We start from the raw sequence: 20,754 nt of genomic DNA on the forward strand, positions 1-20,754 counted from the left end.
TGATCCTTGGCTCGTATCAGAGTCTGGAAGCGCAACCCACGCCGGGTGCGTAAGGCATTCCGAACCCCGCCCAGCCGCAGGGAGCATCCTTCCGCGCCCCACTAGGCAAAAGCCCTGAAACCGCCCGCAAAATGACCCATTAGGGCAAAAGAAAACCGGCTCCCTTCCGAAAAGAAGAGAGCCGATTTCTAGAGGTATCTTTTGCTCGAGTAAGGCTCATGTACCTGCTCAGGGCCAGAATTTAGAGGAGGTTGTTCAGGCCTCGTGCCTTGACCTCGCCCACAGCATCCTTGACGGCCTGTGCCTTGGAGCGCGGAGCGACCAGCAGAGCATCGGGGGTATCCACCACAACGATGTCGTCGAGGCCAATGATAGAGATCTTACGCTCGGTGTTTGCAACAACGATGCCGGAGCAACCGTGGTTAATCACGTTATCCTTCTCGCCGAGGATAGTCAGCTCTTCGCCGCTCTTCTCGGTGTTCAGGCGTGCCACGGCGTCGAAGTCTCCAACGTCGTCCCAGCTGAAGGAGCCGGGAACCATTGCGACGTCACCCGCTGCCGCTGCGGGCTCAGCCACAGCGTAGTCGATAGCGGTCTTCGGCAGGGTCTCCCACACGCGGTCCATAACAGCCTCACGCTCGGGGGTGTCCCAAGCATTAGCGATCTCCATAATGCCTGCGTATAGCTCGGGCTCGTTCGCCTCGAGGTGCTTGAGCATCAGGGCTGCCGGCGCCACGAACATGCCTGCGTTCCAGGTGTACTCACCGGAATCCAGGTACTTCTGTGCGGTAGCGGTGTCCGGCTTTTCCACGAAGGTGTCCACGGCGTGAGCATTGGGAGCGCCTTCGATGCCCAGGGACTCGCTGGCGTGAATGTAGCCAAACGCGCTGGAGGGCTCGGTGGGAGTAATGCCGATGGTGACAATCTTGCCGGTTGCCGCGGTGATGACAGCTTCGGTCACCACACGGTGGAACTCGTCCACCGGGCTGATCACGTGGTCAGCTGCGAAGGAGCCGATGATGGCGTCCGGTTCGCGGCGGTGGATGATAGCGCAAGCCAGGCCGATAGCTGCAGCCGAATCCTTGGGGGAGGGCTCCAGTACCAGGTCAGCGGCACGCAGTTCAGGAATCTGCTGGGTAACCGCATTGGCGTGCGAAGTGCCGGTAACTACCATGACGGAACCGTTGCTGAGATCGATGAGACGGTCGTAGGTGTCACGCAACAGGGAATTGCCCGACGAGGTAAGGTCGAGCAGGAATTTCGGGGCATGCGCGCGGGACAGGGGCCACAAACGCGAGCCAACACCGCCGGCGGGAATAAGCGGGCGGAATCGAGTGAGTGCAGTATTCATCGCTTCAAGAATAGCGGGTGAATTTGTCATATATCGAATTCTTTTAGGTTTTAACAAAAAAGTGTCAGGCGGCTCTCATTTAGGTGATGTTTGAGGTTAGGTTAAGGTAAGTTCCGTACAAACACAGGGGATTAGGGGATATCGTAAAGAAAATGTGCCCTAATTTGCTTTTAGAACCTGTAAAAAAACCCTAAACAGGGTGTCAGTAAGCTGTGAATTTACCTGATATCTTGGAAGTAACAGACGAACAAAAGCAGTCGGTGAGCACACAGCTGTGCCTGGAAGCTGGGGCCTAAAAATGCGGTACCAGAACCCAGACGCTCGCCGTCGCAGCAGGAGGTTATTCAGTGTTGAATGGTTCTAAAGGAACCCTCTACCGCGGCCGCTGGGGCATGTGGTCCTGGGTTGCTCATCGCATTACCGGTATCGCGATTTTCTTCTTCCTTCTTGTACACATCCTAGATACTGCCGTCGTGCGTATCTCCCCGGAGGCCTACAACGGTGTACTGAGCCTGTACAAGAACCCCATCATGGGCCTGGGCGAGACCGCGCTTGTCGCCGCCATCGTCTACCACGCGTTCAACGGTATTCGTATTATCCTTATTGACTTCTGGGGTAAGGCAACCAACTCGCACGTGGAGCACATCCAGGCGAAGAACAAGGACGGCAACGTCGAAATCAGCCAGAAGGCAACCTACATGCACATCAAGATTCTCTGGGTTGTGCTTTTCCTCTGGGCAATCACCGTTGCTGGCTTTGCCGCACGTCACCTGCCGATCGTTTTCTCGCACATGGGAGGTCACTAAACTATGGCTACTCCGCTTAAGCCCCGCACCTATGTACCCCGTCTGCGTGACAACCGCATCGACGGTGTGAAGTACAACCGCTCCTCCTCCAAGCGCAACAACTTTGAGATGTTCGCTTGGCTGGGTATGCGCCTGTCCGGCGTCGTACTCGTCGTGCTGATTTTCGGTCACCTGTTCTCCAACCTCATGGTCGGTGACGGTATCCACGCCATCGACTTCGGCTTCGTGGGCGGCAAGTGGGCTAACCCCTTCTGGCAGGTCTGGGATCTGCTGTTGCTCTGGCTGGCTATGCTGCACGGTGCTAACGGCATCCGCGTCATCATCGATGACTACGCTGAGAAGGACCGCCTGCGCGTTTGGCTGAAGGTCATTCTCTTCGCAGCATGCGCATTCGTCCTGCTGGTTGGTACCCTCACCATCTTCGCGTTCGACCCCTGCCCCTCCGGCGCAGCGGCTGAACTGCTCCCCAGCTTCTGCTCGGCACGCTAACGGCGACGTATCCGAGACAAACGAAAACATCTAAAACACAGAAAGAACATCATGCAGGTACATAAGTACGATGTAGTGATCGTCGGTGCCGGTGGCGCAGGTATGCGTGCCGCCATTGAGGCCGGTCAGCGAGTTCGCACCGCGGTACTGACCAAGCTATACCCCACCCGCTCCCACACCGGTGCGGCACAGGGTGGCATGTGCGCCGCTCTGGCAAACGTTGAAGAGGACAACTGGGAGTGGCACACCTTTGACACCGTCAAGGGTGGCGACTACCTGGTCGACCAGGACGCAGCAGAAATCATGGCTAAGGAAGCTATTGACGCTGTGCTCGACCTGGAAAAGATGGGTCTTCCCTTCAACCGAACCCCCGAAGGCCGCATTGACCAGCGCCGCTTCGGCGGTCACACCCGTGACCACGGTAAGGCTGCTGTGCGCCGCGCATGCTACGCAGCTGACCGTACCGGTCACATGATTCTGCAGACCCTCTACCAGAACTGCGTTCGTCACAATGTGGAGTTCTACAACGAGTTCTACGTTCTCGACCTGATCCTGGTCAAGGACGAAGAGGGCAAGCCCCGCCCCGCCGGCGTTGTCTCTTACGACCTGGCAACCGGCGAGGTCCACGTCTTCCAGGCTAAGTCCGTGATCTTCGCATCCGGCGGCTGTGGCAAGATCTTCAAGACCACCTCCAACGCACACACCCTCACCGGTGACGGCATGGCTATCGCACTGCGTGCAGGTCTGCCCCTGGAGGACATGGAATTCGTTCAGTTCCACCCGACCGGCCTGGCTGGCCTGGGCATTCTCGTTACCGAGGGTGCTCGTGGTGAAGGCGGTATTCTCCGTAACGCTGACGGTGAGCGCTTCATGGAGCGCTACGCACCCACCATTAAGGACCTCGCACCCCGCGATATCGTGGCACGTGCAATGGCAAACGAGGTGCGCGAAGGCCGCGGTTGCGGTCCCCACAAGGACTACGTGCTGCTGGACCTGACCCACCTGGAGCCCTCCCACATCGACGAGAAGCTGCCCGATATTACCGAGTTCGCTCGTACCTACCTGGCAGTGGAACCGCACCACCAGCCCATCCCGGTGTTCCCCACCGCGCACTACGCAATGGGCGGTATCCCCACCAACAACGAGACCGAGGTCTACCGCAACAGCGAAGAGACCATCCCCGGCCTCTACGCAGCTGGTGAGGTTGCTTGTGTGTCCGTCCACGGTGCAAACCGTCTGGGCACCAACTCCCTGCTGGACATCAACGTGTTCGGTAAGCGTGCAGGCCGCAAGGCAGCCGAGTACGCAGCATCCGCTGAGTTCGTGCCGGTTCCGGACGACGCAGCAGATCGCGTTCTCAACATGCTCAACGGCATCCTCGAAGGCAAGGGCACCGAGAAGGTTGGCGCTATCCGCGCAGACCTGCAGAAGGCTATGGAAGCTGACATGCAGGTGTTCCGTACCGACGAGACCATCCGCGCAGCACTGGCAACTATCGCTGAACTGGAAGAGCGCTACAAGAACATCGCCATCCAGGACAAGGGCAAGCGCTTCAACCTCGACCTGCTCGAGGCTGTTGAGCTCGGCTTCCTGATTGAGCTGGCAAAGGTCATGTCCGTTGGTGCGCTGCACCGTAAGGAATCCCGTGGCGGTCACTACCGCGAGGACTTCCCCAAGCGTGACGACGTCAACTTCATGAAGCACTCGATGGTTTACCTCGACCCCGAATCCGAGTTTGAGGGTGTCAAGGGCCTGCGATTCGAAACCAAGCCCGTTGTCTACACCCGCTACGAGCCGAAGGAGCGTAAGTACTAAAATGGCTGAAAACGAACTCCCCGAACCGGAATCCGTCAAGCTGTTTGAGGGTATGACCGGCGGCGACTCCGACTCCATCCCCACCTACGATGTGGTCATCAAGATTCGTCGCTACAACCCGGAAGTTTCCTCCGAGGCGTACTGGGACGAATTCCCGCTGACCATGTACCGCACCGACCGCGTGCTCGACGCTCTGCACAAGATTAAGTGGGAAGTAGACGGCTCCGTCTCCTTCCGCCGCTCCTGCGCACACGGCATCTGCGGCTCGGACGCGATGCGCATCAACGGCCGTAACCGCCTGGCTTGCAAGACCCTGCTGAAGGACCTTGACCTGACCAAGCCGATTACCGTTGAGCCCATCAAGGGTCTGCCCTGCGAGAAGGACCTCATCGTTGACATGGAGCCCTTCTTCCAGGCATACCGTGAAATCATGCCGTTCTTCATCAACGACTCGAACGAGCCTGAGCGTGAGCGCCTGCAGACCATTGAGGACCGTGCACGTTTCGATGACACCACCAAGTGCATCCTCTGTGCAGCATGTACCTCGTCTTGCCCGGTCTTCTGGACCGACGGCCAGTACTTCGGCCCCTCCGCTATCGTGAACGCACACCGCTTCATCTTCGACTCGCGCGACGATGCAGGCGACCTGCGTCTGGAAATCCTCAACGACAAGGAAGGCGTGTGGCGTTGCCGCACCACCTTCAACTGCACCGAGGCTTGCCCCCGTGGCATCCAGATCACCAAGGCTATTGCCGAGGTGAAGCAGGCAATCCTGAGCCGCTCGCTCTAATCTGAACACGCGGTATCAGCTGATACAGCATTGACGATTCAAGCCGTCACCCACACCGGGTGGCGGCTTGAATCGTTTGACAGAAAAAGTCTGATGGAAATGATGGAGTAGAGCATTTTCAGGGGATTGGGAGCGCACAAAAACTCTTCACAATCTGTCATAAAGTCATAGATATTCTCGACTGCTGTCAGATAGGGGCAGCGGGTAGGTAAACCTCGGCGGGCGGCGTTATTCTACTGTGTATGGTTTTCGCTAATTCTCGCTACGATTTGTCCACCCCCGTCTTCGACGACTGGGTGGAGCGCATGATGGGTACCCTCGTGCAGTTCCGCCGCGAAGTGCACACCAACCCGGAGCTTTCCTTCCGTGAAGTGGCGACCACTGAGCGCCTCATGAACCGACTGCGAGAAGCCGGCATGAATCCTGTTGCTTGCGAAGGCACCGGCTGCTACGTCGATATCGGAAGCGGTCCCTTCGCCGTGGCTCTGCGTGCCGATATTGATGCTCTGCCCATTGTTGAGCAGACCGACCTGCCCTATGCCTCCACCGTGCCCGGCGTGATGCACGCCTGCGGCCACGATATTCACCAGACCGTCATGCTCGGTGTGGCGCTGGCACTGCACGAGCTGAACGAGAAGACCCCGCTGGGCCGTAGCGTCCGCATTCTTTTCCAGCCCGCTGAGGAGCAGCTGCCCGGCGGTGCGGTGCAGATGATTTCGCAGGGTCTACTCAAGGATATTCCGCGTGCTTTCGCTCTGCACTGTGACCCGAAGGTGGACTTGGGCCAGATCGGTACCCGCATCGGTGCGATTACCAGCGCCTCGGATACCGTGAAAATTCATCTGAGCGGTCACGGCGGCCACACTTCTCGCCCGCACCTGACCGAAGACCTCATCTACGCCATGAGCCAGATTGCTGTGCAGGTTCCCGCCGTGCTGACCCGCCGCACTGACGTACGTTCGGGTGTGCTGGTGGCATGGGGCCAGGTCAGTGCTGGCGTTGCCCCCAACGCTATTCCCGCCGAGGGCTACCTGGCGGGTACCATGCGTTGCCTGGACGTTGAGGTTTGGCGCCAGGCAGGCAACCTGCTGGACGAAGTGATCGAGCAAGTCGCTGTACCCTTCGGCGTGAAGGCGCGGGTGGAGCACATCCGCGGCGTACCCCCGGTCGTGAACACCGATCTGGAAACCACCATGCTCGAGAACGCAGCCCGCGCCGAGCTGGGCGAGGACTCCATCGTGCTGGTCGAGCAGTCCATGGGTGGCGAAGACTTCGCGTGGATGCTGCAGGAAGTTCCCGGTTCCATGTTCCGCCTGGGTACCCGTGCCCCCGGCGACCCCACCTATGATCTGCATCAGGGCGATTACGCCCCGAGCGAGCAGGCAATCGGCATTGGTGTGCGCGTCATGGCGGCAACCGCCCTGCGCGCCGTCCGCTTTGAACTGGCGAAGGCTGCGAAGGCTGCGAACCCCATCCGCGATGAGGCGCGCTAAAGAGCCACTCGAAAGCTTATGAGTCAGGTGTAAAGACGCGACTATCTCGCCACATCAAGCCTTGAAAGCTGTACAAGTTTCACCTCGTCACCTCTCACCGAGTGACGGGGTGAAACTCTATGCACGCGATAGAATTAAAGGGATTATGAGGACATTTGCGTTATGTTCCCGACCCCGTGCCCACACACCCTCGGGGGATGAAGGAAATGGCGCATCATCACACGGCGCACGCCGGAGGAGGACACCCAATGAGCTTCTTTGGAATCGGCAAGAAGAAGTTGGATGAACAATCGCGCGAAGAACAGAGCGCCGAAACTGCCAAGGCTCAGAAAGAACAGGCAAACGAAGACGCTCCCAAGAGCGCACGACTGAGCGAAAAGATTATGGAACAGCAGCAGTGGGAGGACTCCCTGCGCCGCTTCGTGAAGTCTGAGAGCGCACGCCACCAGAACCAGGACGAAGAGCAGAGTGAAGAGTACCGTGCTGTTGAGGATCTCAAGCGTGCCCTCCTGCACGATGACGAACAGGTTGAAGAGAATCCCTCTGCTGAGGAACTGACTGAAGAGCAGGTTGAGGAGCAGGAGCGCCGTAGCCTGTTGGCGGCGCTTGGTGCTTTCCCCCAGGAATCTGAGGAACCTGTTGAGGTTGAGCAGGTCGCTAAGATCCAGGACATTGAAGAAGATGCTGCTCCGGTTGCTGAAGCACCCGATCCGGCTACCCCTGCGTTCCTGCGTGATGATGAAGAGGTTACCTCTGAGGCTGAGGAAGCGTCGGTTGATGCTGAGGAGCCGAAGGATGCTGCGGAGGATGCGCGATCCCAGTTTGAGAAGCACCTGCGTGCTGTGCGTGCTGAGAACACCGAAGATGAAGCCGATGAAGAACCTGAGGTGACTGCACCCGCAGCTGTAGAGGCAACTGAGGAAAAGTCGGAGAACACTCATTCTGTATCTGAGGCTTCTTCCGCCGATGCTGAGGAAACCCTGACTGTTGAAGACATGAAGGCAGCTCGTACCCGCGCCGCCGTCACCGAGGCACAGAACGCTGGTCTGGATGATTTGGCGGCAGCCTACGCGGCACGCCTGGGCATCACCCTCGATAGCGAAGAAGAGACCTTTAGCGAGGTTGCTTCCGACGAGGTGACCGCTGAGGAAACTACTACTGAGGTAGTTGCTGAGGATGCAGACTCTGCTGAATCCGCTGAGATTACTGAACCCGTCGAAGAGGCTGAAGAAGAACAGATTGAGGCTGTCGTTGAGGCACCCGAACTGTTGGCGGCTGAAATCGCTGACGAGGAGAACGCGGTTTCTGACGAGACTGAGCTGATGTCTGCTGTATCCGTTGAGGAGAAGCGTGATGTGTCCGTCTCTGAAGCGCCCGAGGCTAAGGACTTCGACGCTGAAGAAGAGAACACCGCTGAGCTAATTTTTGATGCTTCCGCTGTCGAAGAAAGCGCAGCGGAAGAACCCGCTGTGGAAGAGACCGAAAAGGTAACCTCCGAGCCGGTAGCATCCGGAACCAAGGTTGAGGACTCTGCATCTGGGGAATCTGAAGACACCGACTCTGCGGACGACGAGCCCGCCAAGAGCACCTCTGCAGCTCCTGGTGTCGCGCTTGCCGCCGCTGTTGCGGCACCCGCCGCTGCGGTTGCTGCTTCGACTGCCTTCAAGAGCGAAAACGCGGATGAGAAGGCAGAGAAGGGCAACTCCCAGGGCGTCGCATTGACTGCAGAGGGCATCGACAAGAAGGAAGCCGAGAAGCACGAGGCTACCTCGGCTACCGGTGAAGAATCCGCTGAGGAACCCGCCGCTGAGCTGAAGGAAGCCGAGCAGAAGCTCAGCGAAGACGAAGCTGAACTGGTTGCCGAATCCATCATCCTGAGCGAGCCCGTTGAGGGCGCGGCAACCCTGCCCGCTCTTACGGAGCAGTGTGCCCTCTACGGCCTCGCGGAGCTCATGCGTACCCGCGGTTCGGGCACCATGAGCCTGGAACTGCGCCAAGTTGATGAGGACATGCACTACCGTCTGCTGCACCGCGGTCGCGAGGTCGAAACCGGCATTGTTGTGCCCGGCATTGACTGGTTCGCACCCGTGGCGGCACTGTACACCGAGGCTCAGCAGGCCGGCGCAACCTGGAACCGCGCGGCGGTCTCCCTGAACCCGCGTCTAGGTGACGGCCTGGAGGTTCACGCATCCTACCTGGGTATGGCGGACGGCCAGACCACCCGTGAGAGCTTCCTGCTGGAGGGCACCGCTGTCGAGGCTAAGCCCGTTGCGACCGCTGAGGCCGCTGAGGCTACCGTTCAGAGCGTTGACTCGGTTGAGGCTGAACGTGAGGCTATTGAGCGTGAGCTGGAGGCTGAGCTTGCTCAGAAGCAGGTAGCTAACGAGGTTGAGGCCGCTGTTGAATCTGCTGAAGAGCCCGTTGCTGAAACTGCTGAAGAGCCTGCCTCTTCGGGCCTGGCGGCTGCTGCAGGTCTTGCTGCGGCCGGTACTGCTGTGGCTGGTTCTGCTGTCGCTTCTGCGCAGGAGAAGGAAGACGTAGAGGAGGCTGTTGAAGCTTCTGCCCAGCCTGCCCAGGCTGAGTTTGCGCCGGTTGAAGCTGAGTTCGAGCACGATTACGAGAACGACCCGGTCTTCGGTGAGGCTACCGTAGAGCCCGAAACCGAGCATGCCGAAGAATCTGCCGCTGAGGCAGTCGCGGCATCTGCCGAGGACTCTGTAGAGCCCGGCGAAGATATGGAAGCAGCCCTGGCTACCATCGTTGCCAACGCTCAGAAGAAGCTGGACGCTGAGGAAGCACCCGCTGAGGAAGTTTTGGCTGCCGAGGAGCAGAAGGCTGCCGCCCCCGTGGTTGCTGAGTCCTTCACTCTGGATCGTACCCAGCCCGTTGAGGAATCCGCAGAAGAGCCGGTAGCAGAGAAGGCTGAAGAGCCTGCCCTGCCCGCGTTCCTGGACGACTCTGAACTGCTGCCCGAGAAGGAAACCTCCGCTGCTTCCGCTGAAGCACCCGCCGAGGAACCTGCCCTCGTAGACGTTGAGCCTGCCGCTGAGAGCGCATCTGTGGCTCCCGGTCTGGCTGGTGCTCTTGCCGCAGCTGCCGCTGTGGGCACCGCCGGTGCTGATGCGAAGGCAACCGAAGCAAAGGCATCTGAGTCGAAGGCTGCCGAGGTAAAGGCTCCTGTCGCTCAGGAAGAGCCCGCTGAGAAGGTCGCTGAGCTCAAGACCGTTGAGGTGACCCCCGCAGCTAAGATTGGTGAGGTTTCCGCCGCGGCTGCGCCCGCCTCCGAGGCTACCGCTCAGACTGCACCGGTAGCAGAGGCGACACCCGCTGCGGCGACCACCCCGGTTGCCCTGCCGGAGAGCACCCCGGCAGGTATCTCCTCCAGCATCTCGGCATCCGCGCTGAGCGAGCTCAACCAGCTGCCCACCATCGTGGCTGAGCCGGACACCCCCTCCGCCGCGGTGCAGAGCCCGCTGGTCCCCTCGGAGACTCAGTTGGCATCCGGCAACCTGGTTTTGACGGAGGCTCAGGTTGCTCAGCGTCTGGCGCCGGTCGTCGAGCACCTCTTCAGCGAGAACGGCACCGCAAAGGACGCCACCACCGTGCTGATTCGTGTACGCGCTCTCGGCTCCTACTACGACGCCCTGACCCACGTGCGCCGCAACGGCTTCTGGGAGCAGGTCCGCACCTTCGAGCTGATTCCCGAAACCCTGCTGGACATTCCGGCACTGAAGACCGACTCGTACAGCGAGGGTGAGGGCTCGCCGCTGGCTATGAGCCTGACCTTCACCCCGGGCGTGCCGGTTCAGGCGGCATTCGATTATGCGAATGAGCAGGCGTTTGTCACCTACCCGCGTCCGCTGGATGCTGAGCGTTACGTTGAGGAGCTGCGCATGTTCCCGCGTCTGGGTTCGAAGATCCCGGCTCATATGACGAGCGCGCTTTCGCACTGGAACCTCTAAAACCTTGTAAGGTGCGCCGCGCCGGCTCCCCGTGTGGGGGTCGGCGCGGCGCGCTATGTTTGTCATTTTTTCGACGAGGAAGATTGTTATGACTGATACCCCTAATACTCCTGAGGCTTCTGCGGCGCAGAACGTTCAGGACACTGCCGCCCGCGCGGCTGAAGCCTTTGGCACCCTGGTGGAAACCATGGCGCTGTTGCGCGCACCGGGCGGTTGCCCGTGGGATGCTGAGCAGACTCACGCCTCCCTAATCCGCTACCTGGTGGAGGAAGCCTACGAGGTTGTCGAGGCGGTAGAAACCGGTGGCGCGCCGAATATGCCGCTGTTGCGTGAGGAGTTGGGCGACGTGCTGCTGCAGGTGGTGTTCCATTCCGATATTGCTGCGGCAAACCCGCAGGGCTTCGACATTGTGCAGGTGGTTGAGGGCCTTGTGCAGAAGCTTCGTTCGCGCCACCCCGATGTGTTCGCAGCTGAGTCTGAGAGCTCTTCGGAGGCGCCCCGCACCGCAGCTGAGCAGCAGGCGGCGTGGGATGCGTTGAAGAAGAAGGAGAAGAGTGACCGTGGCGCGCTGGACGGTATTCCGCCGCATCTGCCGGCGCTCGCTATGGCTGAGAAGACTGCTGTGAAGGCACGTAAGGCGGGTATTATTCTGCCGCCGGAGCCTACGAGCATGGAGGACGACCTGCGCTATATGCACACTGAAGAGGAGTTCGGCGAGCTGCTCTTTGCGTTGGTGAGCCGCGCACAGCGTAATGGTTTGGATCCGGAGCGTGCCCTACGTTCGTACACTCGTCGCTATATTGCTCAGCATACGCATGATGAGCCGAGCTATTAGAAACGGTGGTTGAGTTCTTCTGTGAGGCGCTTTGAAATCTGTTCTCTGAGGGAATAAGAGGTTTCAAAGCGCCTTCTGTTTGTTTGGGGTTGTGTTGGGTGGCCGTGAGGATGCTCGTGGCACATGCCCCGGCATTTGGGCTCATGTTGTGCTTTGGTCGAGTACCCACACCCTCCCAATGTGGGGGAGTGTGGGTCTTGTTCCGCTTTGTAGCGCCTGACTAAGGGTTATTTAGACCTTCAATAAGGCAATAAAAAAGCGGTGGCAACTAGTGTGTTTGTGTGGGAGTTTTGCTAGAATTTAGGGGACGCGACTTGTCCACTACCGGGTGAGCCGTTCACATCCTTGACATCTCATAAGGAGAACAATTCATGGCTGTTATTACCGCAGTTCACGCACGCCAGATCCTGGATTCCCGTGGCAACCCGACCGTTGAGGTTGAGGTTCTGCTCGAAGACGGTGCTTTCGCACGCGCAGCTGTGCCCTCGGGCGCATCCACCGGTGAGTGGGAAGCTGTTGAGCGCCGCGATGGCGACAAGTCCGTATACCTGGGCAAGGGTGTTCTGGGCGCAGTGAAGTCTGTTATCGAAGAAATCGCTGAAGAGGTCATCGGCATTGAGGCTTCCGACCAGCGCGCTGTTGACGCAGCCATGATTGCTCTGGATGCAACCAACAACAAGGGCAAGCTGGGCGCAAACGCAATCCTGGGTGTCTCCCTGGCTGTTGCTAAGGCAGCTGCTGAGTCCGCTGATCTGCCCCTGTACAAGTACCTCGGCGGCCCGAACGCTCACGTTCTGCCCGTCCCCATGATGAACATCCTCAACGGTGGTTCTCACGCAGACTCCAACGTTGACATCCAGGAGTTCATGATTGCTCCCATCGGCTTCGACAACTACTCTGACGCTCTGCGCGCAGGTGTTGAGGTTTACCACTCCCTGAAGTCCGTGCTGCACGACCGCGGCCTGGCAACCGGCCTGGGCGACGAGGGTGGTTTCGCACCCAACCTGGAGTCCAACGCAGCCGCACTGGACCTGATCGTTGAGGCAATCGAGAAGGCTGGCTACAAGCCGGGCGAGCAGGTTGCACTGGCACTGGACGTTGCATCCTCCGAGTTCTACAACGACGGCGCATACGAGTTCGAGGGCCAGAAGAAGTCCGCAGCTGAGATGAGCGCATACTACGCTGACCTCGTTGCAAAGTACCCCCTGGTTTCCATTGAGGATCCCCTGGATGAGAACGACTGGGAGGGCTACAAGACCCTGACCGAGCAGATTGGTGACAAGGTCCAGATTGTCGGTGACGACCTGTTCGTGACCAACCCCGAGCGTCTGGCTCGCGGTATCGAAGAGGGTGCAGCTAACGCTCTGCTCGTGAAGGTGAACCAGATTGGTTCGCTGACCGAGACCCTCGACGCAATGGAGCTGGCACAGCGCCACGAGTACCGTTGCATGGTTTCTCACCGTTCCGGTGAGACCGAGGACGTCACCATCGCTGACCTGGCTGTTGCAACCAACGCTGGCCAGATCAAGACCGGTGCTCCCGCACGTTCCGAGCGCGTTGCTAAGTACAACCAGCTGCTGCGCATTGAGGAAGAGCTGGGCGAGGCAGCTGTTTACGCTGGCAAGTCCGCATTCCCCCGCTTCAAGGCATAATGACGCTTGAAGGTTGCGGGATGTTCTGCTGAACGTCCCTGAACAGGCCGGGTCGAACCCGATACATAGTGATGTAATTCATCACGTCATGTATTGTGGGTCGGCCCGGTTTTTCCTTGTCAGCGCCATATAATCAGTCATATACGTTCACTCACGCATCACATAGGAAAATCATGACTGTTTGTTATCTCATCCTCGCCCATAAGTACCCGGAGCTGTTCAAAAAAATTGCTCAGCATATTTTGAACTCGGGCGGTGTCTGCGTTGCCCACATTGATAAGAAAGCAGATATCGATGATTTCTACGTCGAGGGCGTATCTTATGTCCGCGAACGCGAAAACGTGCGTTGGGCAGGTTACTCTGCTGTGAAGGCAACTCAAAAAATGCTAGCCCAGGCATTGAAAGAATATCCGGAAGCAACTCATTACGCGTCCATTACAGGGCAGTGCTACCCTGTACGTCCTCTCCGCGAATACGCTGATTATCTTGCTCGACCCGAAAATCTGGAGCATTCTTGGGTAAGCTTCTATGCGTTAGCCCCCGGAATGCGTAACTACGTCCTGGTGCTGTACCGGGAATATAAGGACTTTGAAGGCCTACTGCCTGAAGGGATTATCCGCAGGGGCGTACACAAAGTGTGTTATAAGATTTCACGACTGTTCCCCCGCAAGAATTTGCCGATTCAGTTTTATCAGGGGTCGGCTTATTGGACGGTGTCCCGTTCGACTGCACTTCAGGTGATGGACTTTTTGAAAACTCCGACGGGCCGAGAGGTCACCAAGATTTTCCGTTCTGCCCCTATGCCTGACGAGATGTGGATGCAGAGTATACTCCTCAATATACCCGCTCGTGAGAATGCTGAGGCCTGGGAGACCGACGGCCAGTTGGCACCGGGCACAAAGCATTCGGAGAACCATGCAAATCACCATTACATTGACTGGAGCGGGAATGGCGCCCACCCTGAGGTGCTTACCGAGAAAGATCTCCCTGTCATCCTCGAATCAGGAAAATGGTTTACGCGTAAGGTTGAGCCCCAGGCATCTGCCCAGCTCATTGATGCTCTGGATGCCATCCAGCGCGGATAATGATGGGTTCTCCCCTTCAATTCAGGGGTGCTTTTAACGAGAGGCGACGCTATCTCCGTTGGGGGTAGCGTCGCCTTTTGCTCTACCTGGGTGGGTGTCAGCACCCCACCCGAACACATAGCGAAAAAGCCCGAAGGTCTTTCAAAACGGCCCCGGAAGTAGCTCCAGAGGGAACGCTCAGGTGAGTGTACAAACCCGGGTAGAATATGAAGGAAGCGTTTAGCGGTACAGAACGGAACGAAGGATAGAGCAATGAGCCAGCGAGCAAGCCAGCAGACCCGGTCGCACTCTACGAGTTCCACTGCACCCGCTCAGGGTGCTACCGCCTCCGAAGAATCGCGAGGCGCCGCAAAGGAAGCCCGCACTTCCCTGATGAAAAAGGCTAGTGCCCTTTTCTTCGGCGTGGGTTTGAACCAGCGTCACCCTGAGCGTGAACGTCAGGCGCAGGCTCGCCGTGAGGAGCGTGCCCGCCGCCGCGCCGCTGCCCAGCAGGGCCGTGAAGAGGACGGATACGACGCCCCCGTGGCGGCTCACATGTTCTCCGGCCGTAGCTTCCTGACCGCTGTTGTGGTGGGCGTGATTGCGCTCGGTACCGCATACCCGGTGGTCACCTACTTTGACCAGGACCGGGAAATCAAGCGAATTAACACGCATATTTCTCAGCTGCAGCAGGAGAACGCCCAGCTGAAGGCGGAGCAGACCTGGTGGAATGACGACAACTATGTTCGCCAGCAGGCACGTAGCCGCCTCTACTATGTGAACCCCGGCGACACCCCCTACGTGGTCACCGGCATTACCGAGGACTCTACGAAGGCGGACGGTACTTCTGCGAATGCGAAGAACGCCCCCGAGGAAGCCTGGACTACTAAGGTTTGGAATTCTCTCGAGAAGAACTAGCCCCAGCTGCCGGCAGCAACCCTGCACATGCAGACACCCGGCACAAGTGGACGAGGCGACCCCTCGTTCCAGAAACTTAGGATTATGAGCACCGAAAACACCATTGAAGAGCTGAAGGCACGCACCCCCGGCGGCTTCGGCGTAACTGTTGAAACTCTGACCCCCACCGAGCAGGACGTCCGCGTTCTTTCCGCGCAGCTGGGCCGTAAGGTCCGCGACGTGGTCGAGATTCCGGCGCGTTGCGTGTGCGGTAACCCGCTCGTGGCTGCTACCGCGCCGCGCCTGAGCAACGGCACCCCCTTCCCGACCGTGTTCTACCTGGCGCATCCGGTGATTACCGCTGCGGCTTCCCGTCTGGAGGCGGGCGGTCTGATGTACGAGATGACCGACTCGCTCGCTGAGGATGCGGACCTGGCGGCACAGTACGCTGCTGCACACGAGAACTACCTGGCTGAGCGTGAGCGCATCCGCCTGATCAGCGGCACCGAAGAGGTCCCGGAGATTGACGGCATCTCTGCCGGCGGCATGCCGACCCGCGTGAAGTGCCTGCACGCCGTTATCGGCCACACCCTGTCGGTGGGTCGCGGCGTGAACCCGATGGGTGACCGCGGTCTGGACGCTATCGCCGAGTGGTGGACCCCCGAGGTCTGCTCCTGCGACCCTGCGTGGCGTGAAGAAGCCTAAATATTGATTCTGGTGCGCCCGCATCGTCGTCAGCGACGGTGCGGGCGCATAATAGATAGAAGAAAGAGCGCCGAAAAGCGAAAATTTTTCGCCTGCGGCGCTCGCGTTGCCTTTGGCACTGATTGGTATTGAAGACCTGAAAGGAACCCACCGTGCGCGTTGGTGCGATTGACTGCGGTACGAACTCTATTCGCCTGCTGATTGCTGATTCCACTACTGAGGTGGTGGACGGGGTCGAGAAGACCGTCCTGAAGGACGTTGTGCGTGAGATGCGCATTGTGCGTCTGGGTCAGGGCGTGGACGCGACCGGCTGGCTGGCGCAGGAGGCGCTGGACCGTACTTTCGCTGCGGCTCGTGAGTATGCGCAGCTGCTGAAGGAGCACGGCGCTGATTCGGTGCGTTTTGTGGCGACCAGTGCGACTCGCGATGCGGGTAACCGTCAGGTGTTCGTGGATGGTATCCGCGAGATTCTGGGTATTGAGCCCGAGGTGATCAGCGGTGATGAGGAAGCTGCTCTGTCCTTCGCTGGTGCGGTGCGCGCTGTCGGTTACGGCGACGGTGACACCCTGGTGTTTGACCTGGGCGGCGGTTCGACTGAGTTCGTGCTCGGCGACGAGTCGGGTGTGAAGGCTTCCCGCAGCGTCAATATTGGTTGTGTGCGCCTGACTGAGCGTCACATGATGAGCGCCCCGTCCACTGACTCGCAGATTGCCCGCGTTGAGGCTGATACTGACGAGGCTCTCGAGGTGGCACGTAAGACTGTGCCCCTGCAGGATGCGCGCCGCGTGGTGGCTGTGGCTGGTACCGCAACCACTGTGGCTGCTGCCGCGCTGGGTCTGGACCGTTATGACTCTGAAGCTATTAACGCTCAGAGCTTCTCCGTAGAGACCGTTCAGAAGACTGCCCGCTGGTTGGCTTCGCTGAGCCGTACTGAGCGTGAGGAGCTCGGCTACATGCACCCCGGTCGGGTGGATGTGATTGGTGCCGGCGCGACGATTTACGCCCGTATCCTGACCCGTCTGAATGAGATGACTGATGGCGCCGTGGATTCGGTGACCGTCAGTGAGCACGACATTCTGGACGGTATCGCTCTGTCCCAGCTGTAGGCTTGAGCGCTCGCGCCGTGAACCAACGGTGATTCACGGCGCGGCTCAGCTTGAGGAGTTTTAATGGTTCGTTCTGAGCGTCGGCGAGGTATGCCCCTGACCGGCTGGTCTTTTGCGCCGTCTTTCGCCTGTGCGTCTCGTGTATTTGGTGTGCGCGCCTCGGTTGGTTCTGACCGAGGCGCTACTCGCCGCATCCGTAAAGGTGCAGCTTTGGGTGCCAGTGCCGCGTTGACTCTTCTGCCATTGTGGACTCCGCTGGCGCCTACCGCTTGGGCGACGGACCCGACCCCTTCTGCTTCCCCGAGCCCGAAGCGGGAGGTGACGGCGACTCCTTCGCCGTCGGGCACTGCGGTACCGAAGGCTTCTGCGACTCCGCGTCAGGGCGCGTCGACTACGAATGGTGATGATGTTCGTCAGCGTGAGTATTGGCTGAAGGAGTACGGTATTACGTCCTTGTGGTCGCAGGCTACGGGCAAGGGCGTGACGGTTGCTGTGATTGATACGGGCGTGGACGGTACTCACCCGGATCTTGAGGGTAATGTTCTGCGCGGTTATGACGCCTCGGGCGTGGGTAGCGAGGACGGCTGGAAGGGCCTGGGTGCTGAGCCGATGCACGGCACGGAGGTCGCTTCTCTGATTGCTGGTCACGGCCACGATACGCAGGGCTATTCTGCGATTGCGGGTCAGCCGGGTAAGCCGACCGGTGTGATTGGTGTGGCTCCCGAGGCGAAGATTCTGCCGATTTCGCTGAATATGGGTACGACCGGCGGTAAGAGTATTGATGAGCAGATTCCGGCGGCGGTGCGTTATGCAGTCGACCACGGGGCTCAGATTATTAACATGTCGATTGGCTCGAATAAGACGAGCTGGCCGCAGAGCTGGGATGAGGCGTTTGCCTATGCGGAGCAGAAGGGCGTGCTGATTGTTGCGGCTGCGGGTAACCGCGGTAGCGGCTTGACGCAGGTTGGTGCTCCGGCGACGATTCCTGGCGTGTTGACGGTGGGCGGTATTGACCGGAATAAACAGGTTTCTGAGGGCTCGTCGACTCAGGGTATTTCGATTGCTGTGGTTGCTCCGAGTACGGATATGATTGCGGCTGCTCCGGGTAATGGGTACATGATTTGGTCGGGTTCTTCGGCTGCTGCTCCGTTGGTGACGGGTGTTGCTGCTTTGTTGAAGCAGAAGTATCCGAAGGAGTCGGCGGCTCAGCTGGTTCAGCGTTTGATTGCTTCGGCTGATGATGCTGGTGTGACGGGCCGTGACCCTTTGTATGGTTACGGTATTTTCAATCCGCAGGATGCGATGGCTTTGGCGGCGCCTACGGTGACGGCGAATCCGTTGGGTTCTATTTCTGAGTGGATTGCGGTGCACCGTAAGCAGCAGGTGAGTGATCCGACTCCGAGTGATGCTGCGCCGGTGCATGAGGAGGGTGAGAGCATTGTGAAGGCGGCTGCGCCGGATGCGCGTCGCCCTCCGGAGGATCGTGGCTGGTTGCCGCCGGTAATTTTGGCGGCGCTGACGTTGTGGCTGACGATTATTACGGCTGGTTCGGTGCATCGCTTGCATAGGATGCATGTGAGCGCGGGGCAGGCTGCGCGGATGGCTCGTGAGGTGGCGCATCATCCGGGTGCTCATCACGGAAAGAGTCGTGTTTCAAAGGGGTCGCAGCGGGGTGCCCGGAGGGGGACTCGTTAGGGTTCTTATGAGTCTGGGGTGCCGGTGTTTTTCTTCTCTGTGGAGACTTCTCCTGTTCGCCCGGGGCTGACTTTTGAGTTGGTCCCGGGCTTTGTTCTTTGAGATCTGGCTTGAGACGGCGGAACACCCAAATAAACGAAAATATCGAACGTACCGCGTAAAAAACGGAAAGGGTAATTTTGACCGTAACCCGCATCACGAGATGAACCCCGTTCATATCTTCAAAACTTTTAACTTAGGGTCAGCTCAAATGGACCATAGGTGCGAAATTACCTAAACAAAGGCGTAAAATAGAAGACAACAGGTATGTGATAGACAGGCTCGTGCTGCTAGCCACTTCGCGTTGCGCAAGGACTTCCAGAGCGGGCCGTTTGTACGTCAGGGGAGCTTTCGGAACGAGCCGGAAGTTGCACATACCAACCTACCGGGGCTACCGAACCTCGGTACCTAAAGACTAGGAAGTAACAAAATGGCATTCACTAAGGTGGCACAGGACCGTCCTCGCGTCCTGATCGTCGGTGGCGGCTACGTCGGCTTCACCGTTGCTAAGAAGATCCAGAAGGCTATCAAGGAGACCGGTGGCGTCGTCACCATCGTTGAGCCGAACCCCTACATGACTTACCAGCCCTTCCTCCCCGAGGTTGCAGCAGGTTCCATGGAAGGCCGTAACGCAACTGTGCCGTTGCGTCAGCACCTGCGCGACACCGAGCTGATCCCCGGTCGTATCACCTCCATCAACCACGCAGAGCGCACCGCTGTTGTTGAGCCCACCGACAACGGTGAGCCCTTCGAGCTGAAGTACGACGAGATCGTCCTCGGTGCAGGCGCTGTGACCCGCGCATTCCCGATTCCGGGTCTGGCAGAGGTCGCTATCGGTCTGAAGACCATCGAAGAGGCAGTCTCCGTTCGTAACTGGGTTCTGGATCGCATCGAGGTTGCATCCATGCTGTCCGACGCTGAAGAGCGTCGCCGCGCCCTGACCTTCGTCATCGTTGGTGGTGGCTTCGCTGGCGTTGAGACCATCTCCGAGCTCGAGGACATGGCACGCGTTGCTGTGGAGCGCAACGAGCGTCTCTCCGTTTCCGACCTGCACTTCGTTATGGTCGAGGCCGCACCGCGCATCATGCCCGAGGTTCCCGCAGACCGTGCAGAGAAGGTTGTTGCAGAGCTGCGTGCACGCGGCATTGAGATCCTGCTGAACACCTCCCTCTCCGACGCAACCGACGGCAACCTGCAGCTAATCAACATGGCTGACAAGTCCCCCGCAGGCGAGATCAAGACCGACACCCTGATCTGGACCGCAGGTGTGGCGGCATCCCCGATGCTGAAGAACACCGACTTCCCGATCGACGAGCGCGGCCGCGTTCGCGTGAGCGCAGACCTGCGCGTCACCGGCGACGACGGCGTGGTCGAGGGCGCATGGGCTGCAGGCGACAACGCAGCTGTTCCGGACCTCTCCGGCGGCGGCGTGGGCGGCTTCTGCGTTCCCAACGCTCAGCACGCTTCCCGCCAGGCTGTTGTTCTGGCGAAGAACCTGCTGGCTGCTCGCCGCGGCGAGCCCCTGACCGACTACTACCACGAGACCATCGGTGTTGTGGCAGGTCTGGGCCTGTGGAAGGGTGTTGCAAACTTCAAGGGCAAGACCATTGGCGGCCCGCTGGCATGGATCATGCACCGCGGCTACCACGGCTCTGCAATCCCCACCACCGAGCGTACCGTTCGCGTTATGACCACCTGGGCTCTGAACCAGATCTTCGGTCGCGACACCTCCTCGATTCGCCACCAGCGCTCCCCGCGCCTGGCATTCCAGGAAGCAACCGGTACTGCACCGGCACGCCAGAAGGCAAAGCTCTAAAATAGCCTGACTTAGGGGTCTATCTCCCTGAGATAGCGCACTTGAGATAAAGCAATGGGCGGTGTGGAAGACTTTAGTCTTCTGCACCGCCCATTTTGCGCCTAGGTTTTTGTGTCTGGGTTTTTGTGTCTGGGCGCGTGCGGGCCGTCTAGCTTAGCCGCCCACCTGTGCTTTTGCATGGTGATTGCTGCGGCTGAGCGCGGGGAACCGTTTGAAATGTGTTTCCGCTTAGGTTCGGG

The 20,754-nt window shown here is 59.1% G+C and carries 15 protein-coding genes; 14 read left to right on the plus strand and 1 reads right to left on the minus strand.

All coding sequences use genetic code 11. The features are described from left to right. Nucleotides 1–241: 241 nt before the first annotated feature. Nucleotides 242–1,351, minus strand: a complete 1,110-nt coding sequence (locus HMPREF2836_RS00395) for a mannose-1-phosphate guanylyltransferase (protein ID WP_049356077.1) — start codon at nucleotides 1,349–1,351, stop codon at nucleotides 242–244. Nucleotides 1,352–1,698: 347 nt separating this feature from the next. Here HMPREF2836_RS00395 and sdhC point away from each other — a divergent pair, with 347 nt between their 5' ends. From sdhC to HMPREF2836_RS00465, 14 genes are all read left to right on the plus strand, one after another. Continuing rightward, entirely contained in the window at nucleotides 1,699–2,157 is a 459-nt protein-coding gene (sdhC, locus tag HMPREF2836_RS00400) for a succinate dehydrogenase, cytochrome b556 subunit (RefSeq protein ID WP_005508964.1), read from the plus strand. A 3-nt stretch (nucleotides 2,158–2,160) separates the two neighbouring features. Then, nucleotides 2,161–2,646: a succinate dehydrogenase hydrophobic membrane anchor subunit gene (locus HMPREF2836_RS00405; protein WP_005506820.1), complete on the plus strand. Its 486-nt coding sequence runs from the start codon at nucleotides 2,161–2,163 to the stop codon at nucleotides 2,644–2,646. Nucleotides 2,647–2,697: 51 nt separating this feature from the next. After that, nucleotides 2,698–4,461 carry a succinate dehydrogenase flavoprotein subunit gene (gene sdhA / locus HMPREF2836_RS00410; RefSeq protein ID WP_005508963.1) on the plus strand — a complete coding sequence of 588 codons (1,764 nt, stop codon included), beginning with the start codon at nucleotides 2,698–2,700 and terminating at the stop codon, nucleotides 4,459–4,461. Between the two features lies 1 nt (nucleotide 4,462). Further along, entirely contained in the window at nucleotides 4,463–5,251 is a 789-nt protein-coding gene (locus HMPREF2836_RS00415) for a succinate dehydrogenase iron-sulfur subunit (protein ID WP_005508960.1), read from the plus strand. 242 nt (nucleotides 5,252–5,493) lie between these two features. After that, on the plus strand, nucleotides 5,494–6,744 hold the full coding sequence (locus tag HMPREF2836_RS00420) for an amidohydrolase (RefSeq protein ID WP_070614698.1): 1,251 nt from the start codon (nucleotides 5,494–5,496) through the stop codon (nucleotides 6,742–6,744). A gap of 248 nt (nucleotides 6,745–6,992) precedes the next feature. Beyond that, the gene (locus HMPREF2836_RS00425) at nucleotides 6,993–10,706 is read left to right on the plus strand and encodes an ornithinee aminotransferase (RefSeq protein ID WP_070628999.1); all 3,714 of its coding nucleotides are present in this window, start codon (nucleotides 6,993–6,995) and stop codon (nucleotides 10,704–10,706) included. Nucleotides 10,707–10,794: 88 nt separating this feature from the next. After that, on the plus strand, nucleotides 10,795–11,541 hold the full coding sequence (locus HMPREF2836_RS00430; RefSeq protein ID WP_070614696.1) for a nucleoside triphosphate pyrophosphohydrolase: 747 nt from the start codon (nucleotides 10,795–10,797) through the stop codon (nucleotides 11,539–11,541). A gap of 371 nt (nucleotides 11,542–11,912) precedes the next feature. Further along, a complete protein-coding gene (eno, locus tag HMPREF2836_RS00435) occupies nucleotides 11,913–13,193 on the plus strand; it encodes a phosphopyruvate hydratase (protein ID WP_005506838.1) in 1,281 nt (426 codons plus the stop codon). 173 nt (nucleotides 13,194–13,366) lie between these two features. Next, nucleotides 13,367–14,278: a beta-1,6-N-acetylglucosaminyltransferase gene (locus HMPREF2836_RS00440; RefSeq protein WP_070614695.1), complete on the plus strand. Its 912-nt coding sequence runs from the start codon at nucleotides 13,367–13,369 to the stop codon at nucleotides 14,276–14,278. A gap of 252 nt (nucleotides 14,279–14,530) precedes the next feature. Next, nucleotides 14,531–15,175 (plus strand): septum formation initiator family protein, encoded by a 645-nt coding sequence (locus HMPREF2836_RS00445; RefSeq protein WP_070614693.1) that lies wholly within the window; start codon nucleotides 14,531–14,533, stop codon nucleotides 15,173–15,175. A gap of 84 nt (nucleotides 15,176–15,259) precedes the next feature. Further along, nucleotides 15,260–15,859: a DUF501 domain-containing protein gene (locus HMPREF2836_RS00450; protein ID WP_070614690.1), complete on the plus strand. Its 600-nt coding sequence runs from the start codon at nucleotides 15,260–15,262 to the stop codon at nucleotides 15,857–15,859. Between the two features lie 152 nt (nucleotides 15,860–16,011). Further along, complete coding sequence (locus HMPREF2836_RS00455) at nucleotides 16,012–16,965, plus strand: Ppx/GppA phosphatase family protein (RefSeq protein ID WP_005508954.1); 954 nt, start codon at nucleotides 16,012–16,014, stop codon at nucleotides 16,963–16,965. A 63-nt stretch (nucleotides 16,966–17,028) separates the two neighbouring features. Beyond that, entirely contained in the window at nucleotides 17,029–18,660 is a 1,632-nt protein-coding gene (locus HMPREF2836_RS00460) for a S8 family peptidase (RefSeq protein WP_070629001.1), read from the plus strand. A 469-nt stretch (nucleotides 18,661–19,129) separates the two neighbouring features. Next, nucleotides 19,130–20,515 carry an NAD(P)/FAD-dependent oxidoreductase gene (locus HMPREF2836_RS00465; protein ID WP_049355866.1) on the plus strand — a complete coding sequence of 462 codons (1,386 nt, stop codon included), beginning with the start codon at nucleotides 19,130–19,132 and terminating at the stop codon, nucleotides 20,513–20,515. Nucleotides 20,516–20,754 lie beyond the last annotated feature (239 nt).

Origin of the sequence: Rothia sp. HMSC065C12 (genome assembly GCF_001812085.1) — a bacterium.
GTDB lineage: Bacteria > Actinomycetota > Actinomycetes > Actinomycetales > Micrococcaceae > Rothia > Rothia mucilaginosa.

Coding starts and splice junctions, on each gene's coding strand:
- HMPREF2836_RS00395 (WP_049356077.1), bottom strand. CDS start 1,351: ATGAATACTGCACTCACTCGATTCCGCCCGCTTATTCCCGCCGGCGGT.
- HMPREF2836_RS00405 (WP_005506820.1), top strand. CDS start 2,161: ATGGCTACTCCGCTTAAGCCCCGCACCTATGTACCCCGTCTGCGTGAC.
- sdhA (WP_005508963.1), top strand. CDS start 2,698: ATGCAGGTACATAAGTACGATGTAGTGATCGTCGGTGCCGGTGGCGCA.
- HMPREF2836_RS00415 (WP_005508960.1), top strand. CDS start 4,463: ATGGCTGAAAACGAACTCCCCGAACCGGAATCCGTCAAGCTGTTTGAG.
- HMPREF2836_RS00420 (WP_070614698.1), top strand. CDS start 5,494: ATGGTTTTCGCTAATTCTCGCTACGATTTGTCCACCCCCGTCTTCGAC.
- HMPREF2836_RS00425 (WP_070628999.1), top strand. CDS start 6,993: ATGAGCTTCTTTGGAATCGGCAAGAAGAAGTTGGATGAACAATCGCGC.
- HMPREF2836_RS00430 (WP_070614696.1), top strand. CDS start 10,795: ATGACTGATACCCCTAATACTCCTGAGGCTTCTGCGGCGCAGAACGTT.
- eno (WP_005506838.1), top strand. CDS start 11,913: ATGGCTGTTATTACCGCAGTTCACGCACGCCAGATCCTGGATTCCCGT.
- HMPREF2836_RS00440 (WP_070614695.1), top strand. CDS start 13,367: ATGACTGTTTGTTATCTCATCCTCGCCCATAAGTACCCGGAGCTGTTC.
- HMPREF2836_RS00445 (WP_070614693.1), top strand. CDS start 14,531: ATGAGCCAGCGAGCAAGCCAGCAGACCCGGTCGCACTCTACGAGTTCC.
- HMPREF2836_RS00450 (WP_070614690.1), top strand. CDS start 15,260: ATGAGCACCGAAAACACCATTGAAGAGCTGAAGGCACGCACCCCCGGC.
- HMPREF2836_RS00460 (WP_070629001.1), top strand. CDS start 17,029: ATGGTTCGTTCTGAGCGTCGGCGAGGTATGCCCCTGACCGGCTGGTCT.
- HMPREF2836_RS00465 (WP_049355866.1), top strand. CDS start 19,130: ATGGCATTCACTAAGGTGGCACAGGACCGTCCTCGCGTCCTGATCGTC.